At 63.9% G+C, this 13985-nt stretch carries 12 protein-coding genes; 6 read left to right on the top strand and 6 right to left on the bottom strand.

Annotated elements, in window-relative coordinates:
- Positions 1-4 precede the first annotated feature (4 nt).
- The 3 genes from AXW84_RS01510 (at position 5) to fucP (ending at position 3940) form a co-directional block, all read left to right on the top strand.
- A complete protein-coding gene (locus tag AXW84_RS01510) occupies positions 5-1081 on the top strand; it encodes a LamG domain-containing protein (protein ID WP_068227746.1) in 1077 nt (358 codons plus the stop codon).
- Between the two features lie 221 nt (positions 1082-1302).
- Positions 1303-2526: a glycoside hydrolase family 130 protein gene (locus AXW84_RS01505; RefSeq protein WP_082773627.1), complete on the top strand. Its 1224-nt coding sequence runs from the start codon at positions 1303-1305 to the stop codon at positions 2524-2526.
- Positions 2527-2665: 139 nt separating this feature from the next.
- Positions 2666-3940 (top strand): L-fucose:H+ symporter permease, encoded by a 1275-nt coding sequence (gene fucP / locus AXW84_RS01500; protein ID WP_068227743.1) that lies wholly within the window; start codon positions 2666-2668, stop codon positions 3938-3940.
- A gap of 5 nt (positions 3941-3945) precedes the next feature.
- On the opposite strand, the gene AXW84_RS01495 is transcribed toward fucP, so the two are convergent.
- Positions 3946-4542 (bottom strand): Uma2 family endonuclease, encoded by a 597-nt coding sequence (locus tag AXW84_RS01495; RefSeq protein ID WP_068227740.1) that lies wholly within the window; start codon positions 4540-4542, stop codon positions 3946-3948.
- Between the two features lie 40 nt (positions 4543-4582).
- Positions 4583-5797 carry an NAD(P)-dependent oxidoreductase gene (locus AXW84_RS01490; protein ID WP_068227737.1) on the bottom strand — a complete coding sequence of 405 codons (1215 nt, stop codon included), beginning with the start codon at positions 5795-5797 and terminating at the stop codon, positions 4583-4585.
- Positions 5798-5923: 126 nt separating this feature from the next.
- Between AXW84_RS01490 and gcvP the strand changes: the two genes are divergently transcribed.
- Positions 5924-8839, top strand: coding sequence for an aminomethyl-transferring glycine dehydrogenase (gene gcvP, locus AXW84_RS01485; protein ID WP_068227733.1), 2916 nt, complete (start codon positions 5924-5926; stop codon positions 8837-8839).
- A gap of 150 nt (positions 8840-8989) precedes the next feature.
- Here the strand turns inward: gcvP and AXW84_RS01480 are convergent, their stop codons facing one another.
- The gene (locus AXW84_RS01480; protein ID WP_157886751.1) at positions 8990-9298 is read right to left on the bottom strand and encodes a hypothetical protein; all 309 of its coding nucleotides are present in this window, start codon (positions 9296-9298) and stop codon (positions 8990-8992) included.
- A 395-nt stretch (positions 9299-9693) separates the two neighbouring features.
- Between AXW84_RS01480 and AXW84_RS01475 the strand changes: the two genes are divergently transcribed.
- Entirely contained in the window at positions 9694-10302 is a 609-nt protein-coding gene (locus AXW84_RS01475) for a DUF4136 domain-containing protein (RefSeq protein ID WP_068227729.1), read from the top strand.
- Between the two features lie 106 nt (positions 10303-10408).
- Here the strand turns inward: AXW84_RS01475 and lipA are convergent, their stop codons facing one another.
- Positions 10409-11305 (bottom strand): lipoyl synthase, encoded by an 897-nt coding sequence (gene lipA / locus AXW84_RS01470; RefSeq protein ID WP_068227726.1) that lies wholly within the window; start codon positions 11303-11305, stop codon positions 10409-10411.
- Positions 11306-11425: 120 nt separating this feature from the next.
- A complete protein-coding gene (locus AXW84_RS01465) occupies positions 11426-12316 on the bottom strand; it encodes a hypothetical protein (protein ID WP_157886750.1) in 891 nt (296 codons plus the stop codon).
- Between the two features lie 136 nt (positions 12317-12452).
- On the opposite strand from AXW84_RS01465, the gene AXW84_RS01460 reads away from it, so the two are divergent.
- A complete protein-coding gene (locus tag AXW84_RS01460) occupies positions 12453-12863 on the top strand; it encodes an OsmC family protein (RefSeq protein ID WP_068227723.1) in 411 nt (136 codons plus the stop codon).
- A 196-nt stretch (positions 12864-13059) separates the two neighbouring features.
- Here AXW84_RS01460 and AXW84_RS01455 read toward each other — a convergent pair whose 3' ends face one another.
- On the bottom strand, positions 13060-13971 hold the full coding sequence (locus tag AXW84_RS01455; protein WP_068227720.1) for an ABC transporter substrate-binding protein: 912 nt from the start codon (positions 13969-13971) through the stop codon (positions 13060-13062).
- Between the last annotated feature and the right edge of the window lie 14 nt (positions 13972-13985).

The following is a 13985-nucleotide window of genomic DNA, read 5'->3' as shown; positions in this document are numbered from 1 at the left end:
CGCCATGAAAAGCCAACGATTTTATTTGTTCGCACTCATTTTGCTGCTGCTGGGGGCCCTAGTGGGGGCCTCGTCGTGCTCGAAAACCGACGACAGCGCCCCCGTGGGCAACGCCGACAAAACCAAGCTCGCGGCCCTGATTGACTCCGTGACGGTGGGCTACACCGCCGCCACCGAGGGCACCAAGCCCGGCACCTACGCCCCAGGCGCGAAAACCGCCCTAAAAACCGCCCTTGACTTGTCCACGGCCACCAAGAACGACGCCAGCTACAACCAGGCCGCCGTGAACGCGGCCACCGCCAACCTGCGGCGCGCCGTGGTGGTATTCAAGTCGGCGCTGGTTCAGGAAGTGTCGGTGGCCAACCTGGTGGCGCAGTGGAAGTTCAGCGGCAATGCCAACGACGCCACGGCCAACGCCAACAACGGCACGCTGCGCTCGGGCCCCACGGGCCCCGGCACCGCGCCCGGCGACGGTGGCACACTGCCGGTGCTGGTGGCCGACCGGTTTGGCCAAGCCGGCCAGGCCTACGAGTTCAACAACGGGGCCTACATCGAGGTGCCCTACCAGGCCGCGCTCAACCCGCAGGCGCTCACCATCAGCCTGTGGTGTAAGCGCTTCGATGGCAATGACAACAACTACCTGCTCTCGCTGAACCGCTGGACGGGCTACAAATTCCAGCTCCAGAGCGCCGGCAAGCCCTTCCTCACCATCACCACCACGGCGACCACTGCCGACAAGGACGACGAGGCGGGCATTGTGCCCACGAACGTGTGGACGCACGTGACCGTGTCGTATACCGACGGTAGCATGAAATTCTACATCAACGGGGCCCTGGTAAAAACCTGGACCGACGTGAAGGGCCCCCTGAAGACCGTGCCGCAGGCCGTGGCCCTGTGCATCGGCCAGCAGCTGCCCAAGAGCATCTACAACAGCGTGCCCACCGGCGGCCAGGCGGCCGGCTACTTCGAGTACTACGGCCCCGCTTACTTCAAAGGCCAGATGGATGACATCCGCTTCTATAACCGCGCCTTGACCGACGCGGAGGTGCAGTCCATCTACACCATCGAAAAATCGCTGTAGCCGCGCCGCAGCCATAAATCGCACAAGATAGAACGTCGTGCAAAGCGCAGCGAAGCACCTTTTCTGCGCCATTAATCATGATTAGTTACGCGGAAAAGATGCTTCGCTGCGCGCTGCATGACGTTCTATTTTATGGTTTTTTTATTCGGAAAGAAATCCAATAGTACCCCGGACTCGCAGATTCTAGGCCAATTGCCCTCAACATTCACTTCATTCCCCGCATGCGTATTTCCCCCAGCCACGTTCCTTTCCTCATCGGCAGCGTTGCCGCGCTGGCCCTGCTGGCCGGCTGCAACGGCTCGCCTAACACCGCCGCGGTGGCCACCGCGCCCAGCGCCGGGGCCCCAGCCGACACCACCGCCGCGGCCAGCGGCGGCAGCTGGGCCCTGCTAAACTTCGTAAAAGTAGACAGCGCCAACCCCATTTTGGGCCCCAGCGCGGTGGGCAAGTTCACCGACCCCGTTCTGAAAAAGACAGTGCTGTGGGAGGAAAAAGACGTGTTCAACCCCGCTGTGGTGGTGCGCGACGGCAAGATTTACATGCTGTACCGGGCCGAGAATAAAATCACCACCTTCGGCAAGGCCTCGCGCGTGGGCCTGGCCAGCAGCACCGACGGCATCCACTTCGCGCGCGAGCCCGAGCCCGTACTGTACCCCGCCAACGACGCCCAGAAGAAGTACGAAACCGGCGGCACCGAGGACCCGCGCGTGGTGGAAGATGCCAAGGGCACCTATTACATGACCTACACGGCCTACGACGGCAAACTGGCCCGCCTGCACGTGGCCTCCTCGCCCGACCTGCGGCACTGGACGAAGTACGGCAACGCTTTTGCCCAGGCCGGCGGCGGCAAGTACCTGGGCAAGTGGAGCAAATCGGGCTCCATCGTGTCGCGCTACGAGCCCGACGGGCGCATCGTGGCCACCAAAATCAAGGGCAAGTACTGGATGTACTGGGGCGACGCCCAAATCTGGTTGGCCACCTCCGACGACCTCATCCACTGGACGCCGCTGGAAATGGCACCCGGCGAGAAGCCGCCCGTGCCGCTGCGCGACCAAGCCCTTACCCTGCCCAACCTGAAGGTGGTGCTGCCCACCCGCGCCGGCAAGTTCGACAGCGACCTGGTGGAATCGGGCCCCCCGGCCATGCTCACCGACCAAGGCATCCGCCTGATTTACAACAGCCGCAACGTGCCCTCGTTCGGCGACAAGTCGCTGCCCGAGGGCACCTACACCGCCGCCCAGGCCCTGTTCGACAAGAACGACCCCACCAAGCTGCTCCAGCGCACCAACACCAACTTCATGCGCCCCGACAAGCCCTACGAGAAGACCGGCCAGGTGAACCAAGTAGTGTTTCTGGAAGGCCTAGCGCGCTACAAGTCCACCTGGTTTCTGTACTACGGTACCGCCGATTCGAAAATCGCCGTCGCCACTCGCCCGGTGGAATAAGCTGTAGCGTGGACTCTGCGAGTCCGCGTTGCTCGCTTCGTCCTGCCGATTATCGGGCAGCGACCGGGCAGCGACGCGGACTCGCAGAGTCCACGCTAAAGCCCGGGGGCCCCAACTATCAACCCTTTAGCTTCCCCTTATGCAACCAGCCGCCACGGCAGCCACCGTGCCCCAGACCGCCTCCTTCACGGAGAAAAAGTACGTGCCGACGCTGATTTTTGTCTCGTCGCTGTTCATGCTCTGGGCCATTGCCATTACGATGGGCGACGTGCTCAACAAGCACTTCCAGAACGTGTTGCACGTGAGCAAGGCCAACTCGGGGCTGGTGCAGTTCTCCATTTTTGGGGCCTACGCGGTGATGGGCATCCCGGCGGGCTTGTTTATGAAGCGCTTCGGCTACAAGAACGGCGTACTGCTGGGGCTAGGGCTGTACGCGGTGGGCGCGTTCCTGTTCGTGCCGGCGGCCAACGCCAGCTCGTTTGGCTTTTTCCGGGGGGCCCTGTTCGTGCTGGCCTGCGGGCTGGCCACGCTGGAGGCCGTGGCGCACCCCTTCATGGCTGCCCTCGGCGACCAACGCACCAGCGACCAGCGCCTGAACTTTGCCCAATCCTTCAACGGCCTGGGGGCGGTGGTGGGGCCCCTGCTGGGCAGCTACTTCATATTGGGCGGCAGCGCGGCGCACGTCACCGGCGACTTGTCGTCGGTGAAAACCATGTACACCATCATCGGCAGCGTTATCCTGGGCATCGCCGTGGCGTTTTTCTTCGTGCGGGTGCCGCCCCTCTCCAACGCCCACGCCGCCCCCGCGCCCGCCGAAACCGAGGCCGGCTTTTACTCGGGCACGGCCGAGGTGGCGCCGGCCGCCAAGGGCCTGCTGCGGCACCGCCACTTCGTGTGGGCCTGGGTGGCGCAGTTCCTCAACGTGGCGGCGCAGGGCGGTACCTGGGCGTTTTTCATCAACTACGGGGTTGAGAAAATGCACTTTTCCGACAAAGTGGCCGCCAGCTACTTCGCCCTGTTCATGGTGCTGATGATGAGCGGCCGCTTCGTGGGCACCTTCCTCATGCGCTTCATCGCCCCACCCAAACTACTAGCCACCTTTGCCTTGGCCAACATCGCCATGTGCCTGGTAGTGGCCCAAAGCTGGGGCTGGCCGTCGTTCGTCTGCCTGCTGCTGATCAACTTCTTCTTCAGCATCATGTTCCCCACCATTTTCAGCCTGGGCATCAAAGACCTGGGGCCCCAGACGCCGCAAGCCTCGTCGGTGCTGGTGATGGCCGTAGCCGGCGGCGCGTTCTTCCCCTTCCTCATGGGCAAAATCGCCAACCACGACATCGCCGCGGCCTATTACCTGCCCATTATCTGCTACGCCTTCATCTTCCTGTTCGGCGCTAGGCTGTACCGGGTACGCTAGGGGCCCTAAAGATCGTCGAACAAGTCGGCCCATTCCAAAGCCAGTCCCGGCAGCGTGGCCACCGGCATGGGGCCCGGCGCAGCGTACTCGGCGGCCAGTTCATATCGCTCGTTTTCGAGCACGTAGGCCGTCACCGTGTTAATGCCGGGGAACACAATCCAGTATTCGCGCACCCCGCTTTCCTGGTAGAGGTCGAACTTGGTTTTGGTGTCGTGGCCGGCGTTGCCGGGCGAGAGGATTTCAATAATCCAATCGGGGGCCCCCACGCAGCCGCGGCTGTCAATTTTGCCCAAGTCGCACACCACGCAGATGTCGGGCTGCACCACGGTGCGGATTTCCTCGTCGCCATTACCGCCGCCCGTGATCAGGCGCACGTCGAAAGGCGCGGCGTAGACCCGGCAGGCCTTGCCTTTCAGGAAAGGGTGTATTTCAGCCACCAAGTTGGTGGAATACTGCTGGTGGCGGGGGCTGGGGCCCGCCATGGGCCGCAACAACTTGCCCTTCACTAACTCCACAAACTCAGTGAACCGCCAGCTTAAGTAGTCGGCGTAGGTATAAGACTGGTTCGGATCAAGCTGCGAAAGCTGGGTGATAACGGCCATTATCGAAGTCTTTGGTACCTAGTAAAGATAGCGCCTAGCGTTACCGGCCGGCGCCCGCGTACCCCGCCAGATACCCGAACCGCTCCGTCAATTTCCCCTCCATGGCAATGGTGGCGCGGGCCAGCACGCCGCCGGCATCGCCGTTGAAAAACTGGGGGAACACATGGTCGAGCAGCTGGCGGCCGAAGTCGCGGCTGGCGTTGCGGGGCAGCTCGCAGGGCAGGTTGTCCACGGCCATCACCGTGATATTCTGGGGGCCCGAGTAGGGCGGCGCCAGGACCCCGGTGGTGGGGTCGTAGTCGAAGGCGGGGTCGGGGATGCTGGTGCTGCGCTGCGTGATGGGGATGGAACCGTTCACGTCGCAGGTGACATCGGCGATGGTGTTGATGCGGAAGTTGGGGCCCCCAACGTCGGCCAGCTCGAAGAGGCGCGGGGCCGCCGGGTGCCAGAAAGCGCAGGCAATCAGCAGGTCGGTGACGGGTGCGAACAGGCCAAAGGTGGACTTGTAAGCCTCCGGGTGGCGGTGGAAATCGGTTGTGTCCCAGACGCGGCCGTCGCGGCGGCTGTTGTAGTCGGCTGAGCACAGCTGCGCGTACACCGGCTCGCGGAAATCGTGGTAAAGGTAGTCGTACACGCTCACCCGCCGGATGCCCACGCGGTCGAGCACTTCCAGGGCCCCCTGGGCCACGCGGCCGGTGCCGGTCACGGCTATCTTGATGGGCGGCAGCGCTTTGACTTTGAAGTATTCCTCCTGCATGTCGTCCATGTCCACGCACTCGTGAGCGGGCTTGAGGGCAAACAGGCCGTGCTTGCGGCCGTAGGTGAGCAGCCCGTTGTAGGCCCCCACAATGCCGGCGTAACGCCCAAAGGCCACCACCCGCTCGCCGCGCTCATTGGTAATCAGCTCGTAGTCAATAAGTTTAATACTACGGTCGAGCACCGCGCGCAGGAGCTGCTGGTTGGCCGGCTGCGCCTTGATGGTGTGCGAGAAGAACAGGTACGTTTGGTACGGCAGCAGCTGGGCCACGGGCACTTCCTTCACGCCCAGCAGCACGTCGCAGCCGGCCATATCCTCGCGCACCTCGATGCCCAGGTCGCGGTATTCCTGGTCGGCGTAGCTGCGCAGCGGGCTGTTTTGCACAATTATTTGCAGGCCGGGGAACGTGCTTTGGGCTTCCACGCACTTCTTGGGCGTAAGGGGTACGCGGCGGTCGGGCGGGGTTTTGCCCTCGCAGAGCAGACCAATTTTGAGCATAAAGCGGCGGAAAAATGGGTGGGGCGGTCGGACAAAGCTACCGATTTAGGCCCCGGCCGGGACGTTTCGCCCCTACCTTTGTTGTAGGACTTTACGCCCCGCCACCCCCACTTCATGCCCCTACCGATGCCGCTGAAACCCCAGCCCGCCGACGTTTTTGAAGCCCGCCACAACGCCCCCAGCGCCGCCGACCAGGCAGCCATGCTCCGCACCATCGGGGTGGCCAGCGTGGCCCAGCTCATCGACGAAACCGTGCCGCCCGCCATCCGCCTGCCCCGGGCCTTGGATTTACCCGCCGCCCTCAGCGAGCGGGCTTTTTTGGCAAAATTCAAGCAGATTGCCAGCCAGAACCAGGTGTTCAAGAGCTACATCGGCCTGGGCTACCACGACACCACGCTGCCGCCGGTCATCCAGCGCAACATCCTCGAAAACCCCGGTTGGTACACCGCCTACACGCCCTACCAAGCCGAAATTGCCCAGGGCCGCCTCGAAGCCCTCATCAATTACCAAACGATGGTGATTGACCTCACGGGCCTCGAAATTGCCAACGCCAGCCTGCTCGACGAGGGCACCGCCGCCGCCGAGGCCATGCACATGCTGCACTCACAGACGAAGAAAAAAGGCGCTTACAAATACTTCGTCTCGGAGCAGGTGCTGCCCCAAACCCTCGACCTGCTGCGCACCCGCGCCACGCCGGTGGGCATCGAGCTGGTCATCGGCGACCACCGCGAGGCCGACCTCGGGGGCCCCGATTTCTTCGGCGCCATGGTGCAGTACCCGGGTGCCGACGGCGAGATTTTTGACTACAAAGACTTCATTGCCGGGGCCCACCAGCACGACGTGTTCGTGGTGATGGCAGCCGACTTGCTGGCCCTCACGCTGCTTACTTCGCCCGGCGAGCTGGGAGCTGATGTGTGCGTGGGCAACTCGCAACGCTTTGGCGTGCCGATGGGCTACGGGGGCCCCCACGCGGGCTTCTTCTCGTGCAAAGACCAGTTCAAGCGCGTCATCCCCGGCCGTCTGATTGGCCAGAGCATCGACGCGGCCGGCAACAAGGCCTACCGCATGGCCCTGCAAACCCGCGAGCAGCACATCCGCCGCGAAAAAGCCACGAGTAACATCTGCACCGCGCAGGTGCTGCTGAGCGTACTCGCCGGCATGTACGCCGTGTACCACGGGCCCCAGCGGCTGCGGCAGTTCGCCGTCAACACCCACGCCCTGGCCCAAACCCTGGCCGCCGGCCTGCACACGCTGGGCGTGGAGCAAACCAACGAATTTTACTTCGACACGCTGAACTTGCGCCTGGAAAGCGCCGAAATGCAGCAGGCCGTGCGCCAGGAAGCCGAGGCCCGGGGCCTCAACTTCCGCTACTTCGGCGAGGTGCGGGTGGGCCTTTCGCTCAACCAAAACACCGAGCTGCACGACGTGGCCGACATCCTCGACGTGTTCGGCAAGGTGCTGGGCAAGGAGACGGACAAGCCCGCGCCGCTCGAAGAAGTGGAGCTGCTGGCCCCCGCCGGCCTGGCCCGCACCAGCGAGTACCTGACGCACCCGGTCTTCAACACGCACCACGCCGAGCACGAGCTGCTGCGCTACATGAAGCAGCTCGAAAACAAGGACCTGAGCCTGGCCCACAGCATGATTGCCCTGGGCTCGTGCACGATGAAGCTGAATGCCACCGCCGAAATGATTCCGGTGACCTGGGCCGAAATTGGGGGCCTGCACCCCTTCGCCCCCGTGGAGCAAGCCAAAGGCTACGCCCAAATTTTCAGCGACCTGCAAACGTGGCTGTGCGAGGTGACCGGCTTTGCCGCCGTCAGCCTCCAGCCCAACTCGGGGGCCCAGGGCGAGTACGCCGGCCTGCTGGCCATCCGCGGCTACCACGAAGCCCGCGGCGACCACCACCGCAACGTGGCCCTGATTCCGGCCTCGGCCCACGGCACCAATCCCGCCTCGGCCGTGATGGCCGGCATGCAAGTGGTAGTAGTGAAGAGCACCGAGGACGGCAACATCGACGTGGCCGACCTAAAGGCCCAAGCCGATAAGTACGCCGACAAGCTGAGCTGCCTGATGGTGACCTACCCCAGCACGCACGGCGTGTACGAGGAAACCATTATTGAAATCTGCGAACTGATTCACCAGCACGGCGGCCGCGTGTACATGGACGGCGCCAACATGAACGCCCAGGTGGGCCTCACCTCGCCCGCCATCATCGGCGCCGACGTGTGCCACCTCAACTTGCACAAAACCTTCTGCATCCCGCACGGCGGCGGGGGCCCCGGCGTGGGGCCCATCGGCGTGGTGGCCGACCTGGCCCCCTACCTGCCCGGCCACGCCGTGGTGCCGGTGGAAGGCCGCAGCAGCGGCGCGGTTTCGGCCGCGCCCTGGGGCTCGGCCAGCATTTTGCCCATCAGCTACGCCTACATTTCAATGATGGGCGGCGACGGCTTGCAGCGCGCCACGGAGCTGGCCATCCTGAATGCCAATTACATCAAGGCCCGCCTGGAAGCGCACTACCCGGTGCTGTACACCGGCAGCCACGGCCGCTGCGCCCACGAGATGATTCTGGACTGCCGCCACTTCAAAAAGGCCGGCATCGAGGTAGAAGACATTGCCAAGCGCTTGATGGACTACGGTTTCCACGCGCCCACGGTGAGCTTCCCGGTGGCCGGCACGCTGATGGTGGAGCCCACCGAGAGCGAGAGCAAGGCTGAGCTGGACCGCTTCTGCGACGCTATGATTGCCATCCGCAAGGAGATAGCCGAGGTGGAAGCCGGCCGCGCCGATGCCAAGGACAACGTCCTCAAGCACGCCCCGCACACCGCCGCTACCGTGCTCGTGCACGACTGGACGCGCCCCTACTCCCGCGAGCAGGCCGTGTACCCGCTCGAATCGGTGCGCGCCAACAAGTTCTGGCCCAGCGTGAGCCGCATCGACTCGGCTTACGGCGACCGCAACCTGATTTGCAGCTGCACGCCCATCGAACAGTACGCCGACCACGAGGAGGAGCTGGTACAGGCCGACAAGGGTCCCTCGTACTAGTTTTTAGTTGTCGGTTGCTCGTTGTCAGTTGTTAGGAAAAAGGGCCGCTTCCAATATGGAAGCGGCCCTTTTTATATTAGGTACGAGGTGCAAATAGGGCCCCATTAACCGAACAACTAACAACGAGCAACCAACAACTAGAACCAAAACCTACTTGTCGCCACGCGCGCCGAAGCAGCGGCGGTCCATGTAGCCGGTGGTGGTTTTGCCATCTTTGTCGAGGCGCACCTTCACGAAGTAGGCGCTGATGGTGTCGGTGACTTGCACCTCGGTGCCGGTGGGCGACTGCGCCAGCACGGCCGAGGTTTTGGTCATGCCGTCGTACACGGGGCAGTCCACGATGGTGGTGTGGGGCTGCGGGGTGCGGCTGGCATTGGTCGTGCGCAGGCGCTCGTCGCGGGCGGCGGTGCAGGAAGCCAACGCGGCAGCCACTAATAAAAGGGATAAAACTTTTGACATGGAGATAAAGATTAAAAAGATAGGGTGATTAAGAAGTTGGAAAGATAGAAGAAATTTAGGATTAATCCATTTGATTTTGTCCATTAAGCCCATCAAACCATCATTATTCTACTAAAGCTTATCGTTGGGCATAATGATGGGCAGGCTTAGGTAGCCAGGGCCCCGGGCGCACCGTCATTTTGGGCAGTTCGTGGGTCCTCAGCCGGCCGGCCAATACTAGGGCCGGGCTTTCGTCGTTGCGCAGCAAGCCGCTGGCGATTAGCACTTCCCAGCCGTCGAGAAGCCTGCACCAAATCGGAACGCGGGGCCCCAGTTTTTCGTTAACTACTCAGCACGCAAGCACCGCTGCGGCGCCCCGCCGGGCAAACCGGCGCCCCACTTTTTCTTCCCTTGTTATGAAACCCAATTCCCGCTTTTTTGCCCGCCCGGTAGCTTTGGTTGCCACGGGTTTGGCGCTGCTCCTGGGCACCGCCGCCTGCACCACGTCGCACGTGGGCGTGTCCAATGACTTTGACCACGCCGTCAACTTCAGCGCCTACAAAACCTGGTCTTGGTACCCCAAGCAGCAGGCCGATACCCAGGGGGGCCCCGCCAAGGGCTACGAGTCGTTTGTTGACCAGCGCATTCGCGCAGCCGTGGCGGCCGATTTGACCGCCAAGGGCTTGACCGAAGTGGCGCAGGGCCAGGCCCCCGACGTGTTCGTGGCCTACAGCGCCCGCGTGGAGAACCAGCAGCAAACGTCGCCCTACTACAACGGGCTAGGCTACCCCTATGGCTACGGGTACGGGTACGGCGGCTACGGCCGCGGCTACGCACCCGTGACGCAGTACAAAGCCGGCACCGTCATCATCGACATCGTGGACGCCCGCCGCAAGGAGCTGGCCTGGCGCGGTACCGGCATGGCCGCCCTCAACCAGAACAACATCTCGCAGGACGAGGCCACGCGCATCGTGACCGGCATCCTGGGCACCTACCCACCCAACGAGACCAACACCCGCCGCTAAGCCGGTACGGCGTGTTCTGAGCAGAAGCCAAAGGGCCCCTTCCGCGTTGGAAGGGGCCCTTTCTTATTCAACGAACTACGCTGGCCGCTAAGGCCCGGGGCCCAACTTACACCGGTACGTTCACGTGGCGCTCGGCGTGGTAGGAGCTGCGTACCAGGGGGCCGCTTTCCACGTACTTCAGGCCGCGCTTGAGGCCTTCTTCGCGGTAGTGGGCAAATTGGTCGGGGGTGATGAACTCGGCCACGGCCAGGTGGCGCTTGGTGGGCTGCAGGTACTGGCCGAGGGTGAGAATGTCGAGGCCGTTGGCCACGAGGTCGTCCATGGCTTGGTACAGCTCGTCGGGCTGCTCGCCCAGGCCCAGCATGATGCCCGACTTGGTGCGGTGCCCGGCCAGCTTCGTGCGGCGGATTTGCTCCAGCGAGCGGTCGTACTTGGCCTGCGGGCGCACCAGGCGGTAGAGGCTGCCCACGGTTTCCACGTTGTGCGAAATCACTTCTTGGCCGCCCGAAATCATGGTTTCTAGGGCGTCCCAATTGGCTTTCACGTCGGGGATGAGGGTTTCGATGGTGGTGCTGGGCGAGAGCTGCTTGGTGAGCACCACGGTTTCGCGCCACACGCTGGCACCGCGGTCCTTGAGCTCGTCGCGGTTCACGCTGGTAAGCACGGCGTGCTTCACCTTCATCAGGGCAATGGCCTCGGCCACGCGGCGAGGCTCGTCGAGGTCCAGCTCGGTGGGGCGGCCGGTGGCCACGGCGCAAAACGAGCACGAGCGTGTGCAAATGTTGCCCAGAATCATGAACGTAGCGGTGCCGGCGCCCCAGCACTCGCCCATGTTAGGGCAGTTGCCGCTCTCGCAAATGGTGTGCAGCTTATGCTCGTCGACGAGCTTGCGCACGGCGGCGTACTCGGGGCCCACGGGCAGCTTCACGCGCAGCCAGTCGGGCTTGCGGGGGCGGGCCGGGGCGGCCGTTTCGGGCTGGTTGAGGATGGGCAGGTCAATCATTATGGCAATTAACAGGGTCAGTGAGCAGTGAGCAGTTTCGACTACCAGCGCGTGGGGCAAGGTCAACCCATTGGGTATTGGGCGTTAACATGGCTGTTAACTGATACCTGCCCACTGCGTCTAGCTGCGGTGGCCGATGTACAAGGTGAGGTACACCGACGGGAAAAACTTGTTGTTGATGAGGGCGGCGTCGCCTTGGTTGCCGGGGCTGAGGATGAGCAGGCGCTTGGCGTAGCTCTCGACCAGGAAGCCGGCTTCGAGGCCCGCCACGGCGTCGCGGTAGCGCCCGTACTCGAAGCTGAGGGCCCCGCGCAGGTGGGCCCCGGCCACGAGCTGGGTTTTGGCGATGCCGCTAAAAAACGGCGCATGGTCCACAATGGCGCCCTCCTGCACGTGGATGGCGGGGTCGTACTGCTCGTCGCGGATGTCGTCGCTGCTGCTGAAGCGCCCCGTTTGGGCCGCCGTGTAATCGTAGCTGATGTAGTAGGGCATCAGGATGCCGATGGAGGGCCCCGCGCTCAGCAGCGCGTTCACCTGCACGCCGGCGTCGGCCGCCTTGCGGAACAGGATGCGCTGCACGCCGAATGACGGGCGCAGGGCAAACGCGTAGTTGGTTTTGTGGTAGATGAAGCTGCCCCCGGTGGAGTTATTGCTGACGCGCTCCTCCTTTTGGTTTTTCAGCGACACGCCCTCCAGGCTCCAGAAGCGCAGCCACCGGTCGTCGAGCACCCGGGCCGAGCGGATGGACACGCCCCCAATAAGGCCGCCCTGGGTGTTGAAGTTGATGCCGTAAACGAATTCTTTGCGGTACGACTGCTCGTCGGACGGCGCGGCCGTGGCCAGGGGCGCGCGCCCGTTGGCGGGGGCCCCGGCCGCGGAGCGGTTGCTAGGCGCCGGGGCTGCCGGGCGCGGGGCAGGCCTGGTCAGCGCGGGCAGGTCTTGGGCCCGGGCGGCCAGCGGCAGGGCCCCGGCCAGCACCAAGCCGGGAAGGAAGCGGCGAACACACAACATACGCAACGAAGTTAGACGCAAACAGATGAGAGAGAATGGCCCCCAGAACCCGCGCGCGGCCGGTTGGGTTCGACGGGCGGGCTACCTTTGCGCGGCCCCTGGCCCCGCTCCCGTTCCATTCGTAAAGATACACGCAATGCCCACCGCTACCGCCCATTACCTCGGCCACCTGCGCACCGAAGCCACCCACGTGGCCTCGGGCACCATCATCCACACCGACGCGCCCGTTGACAACCACGGCAAGGGCGAAGCCTTTTCGCCCACCGACCTGGTGTGCGTGGCCCTGGCCTCGTGCATCGTCACCACCATGGGCATCGTGGCCGACCGCCACCAGCTTGACCTGGCCGGCAGCACCTACGCCACCACCAAGCACATGAGCACCGAGGCGCCGCGCCGCATCGCGCGCATCGAGGTGGCCCTGCGCCTGCCCACCGCCCTCGCCGCCGCCGACCGGGCCCTGATGGAGCGCACCGCCCGCACCTGCCCCGTGGCCCTGAGCCTGCACCCCGACGTGGACAAGCAAATCACCTTCAGCTACGACCTGTAGGGCCCCGGCTTGTAAGGAAATTACAGCAACGGTCATGCTCATCTGGTGTCCGCGTAGTCGAAGCATCCCTCCCACAGCAGTAATTATTTACTTGCGCAGTAGAGATACTTCGGCTACGCGGACACCAGATGAGCATGACCGTTTCTATTAGTCTAAGCAATCTTTAAAGCTGTGGGCACCACAGGTTTTGCCTGCGCTACAGGTTGGCGAACAAGGCGTGGGGCGCGGTTAGCGGGGTGGGCTGGAGCAGGTCGTTGGCGGCCAGCCAATTCACGAACGCGGCCCACTTGCCCTCCTCCATCTTGCCCCACTGGCCGGCTTCGTTTAGGAAATGGGGCTGTAATAAGGTGAGCGACGTTTCGGTGAAGGCCGCGTCGGCGAAGGCGGGCAGGCCGGTTTGCTCAAGCAGCCGGGCGGCCCCGGCGGCGTCGCGGGCGGCCAACTGGTAGCCGGCTTCCGTGGCGGCCAGGAAGCGTTGCAGGGCCCCGCGCCGCGTTTCGATAAGGGCATCGGTGCTGACCAGGACGGGCGTGTAGCCGTACGGGATGCCGTAGTCGGCCAGGGCAAACGTGTGCAGGGCCACGCCGCCGCGCTGGGCCAGGGCTCCCTCCCAGCCCTGGAAAATCCAGGTGGCGGCCACCTTGCCGTCCAGCAGGTCTTGCCAGATGGCCAGCTTGTCGGGGTACGTCAGCACCACGTCGCCGCGGCCACCATCGGCCCGCACCAGGGCCCGCACGATGTGGTCTTCGAAGCGCGCCTGGTACGAGGCATACACCTGGCCATCAAGCTGCGCGGGCCGCGCGAGGCCGCTACTGGCCAGGGTGGCAATGGCGCTGGTGTCGTGCTGGAGCAGCGCCGCCACGGCGGTTACGGGCACCGGCGTGGCGGCCGTGCGGTAGCTGAGCACGGTTTCGGAGCTGGCGATGGCCAGGTCGGCGCGGCCGCTGGTGAGCTGGCGGGCGGGCGTGGTGGCGTAGTTGTCCGTTTCGGGCGAAACGAGGGCCACGTCCAGGCCCGCCGCGGCGTACCAGCCCTGCTGTTGCGCCAGGAAGAGGCCGGTGTGGTTGGTGTTGGGCGTCCAGTCGAGGGCAACGGTGATTTTTTCCACTTGCAGGTTTTTGG

This window comes from Hymenobacter sp. PAMC 26628 (assembly GCF_001562275.1).
In the GTDB taxonomy this organism is placed as follows: Bacteria; Bacteroidota; Bacteroidia; order Cytophagales; family Hymenobacteraceae; genus Hymenobacter.
The sequence above is the reverse complement of the archived record's forward strand: the minus strand, read 5'-3'. Positions and strand labels throughout refer to the sequence as shown.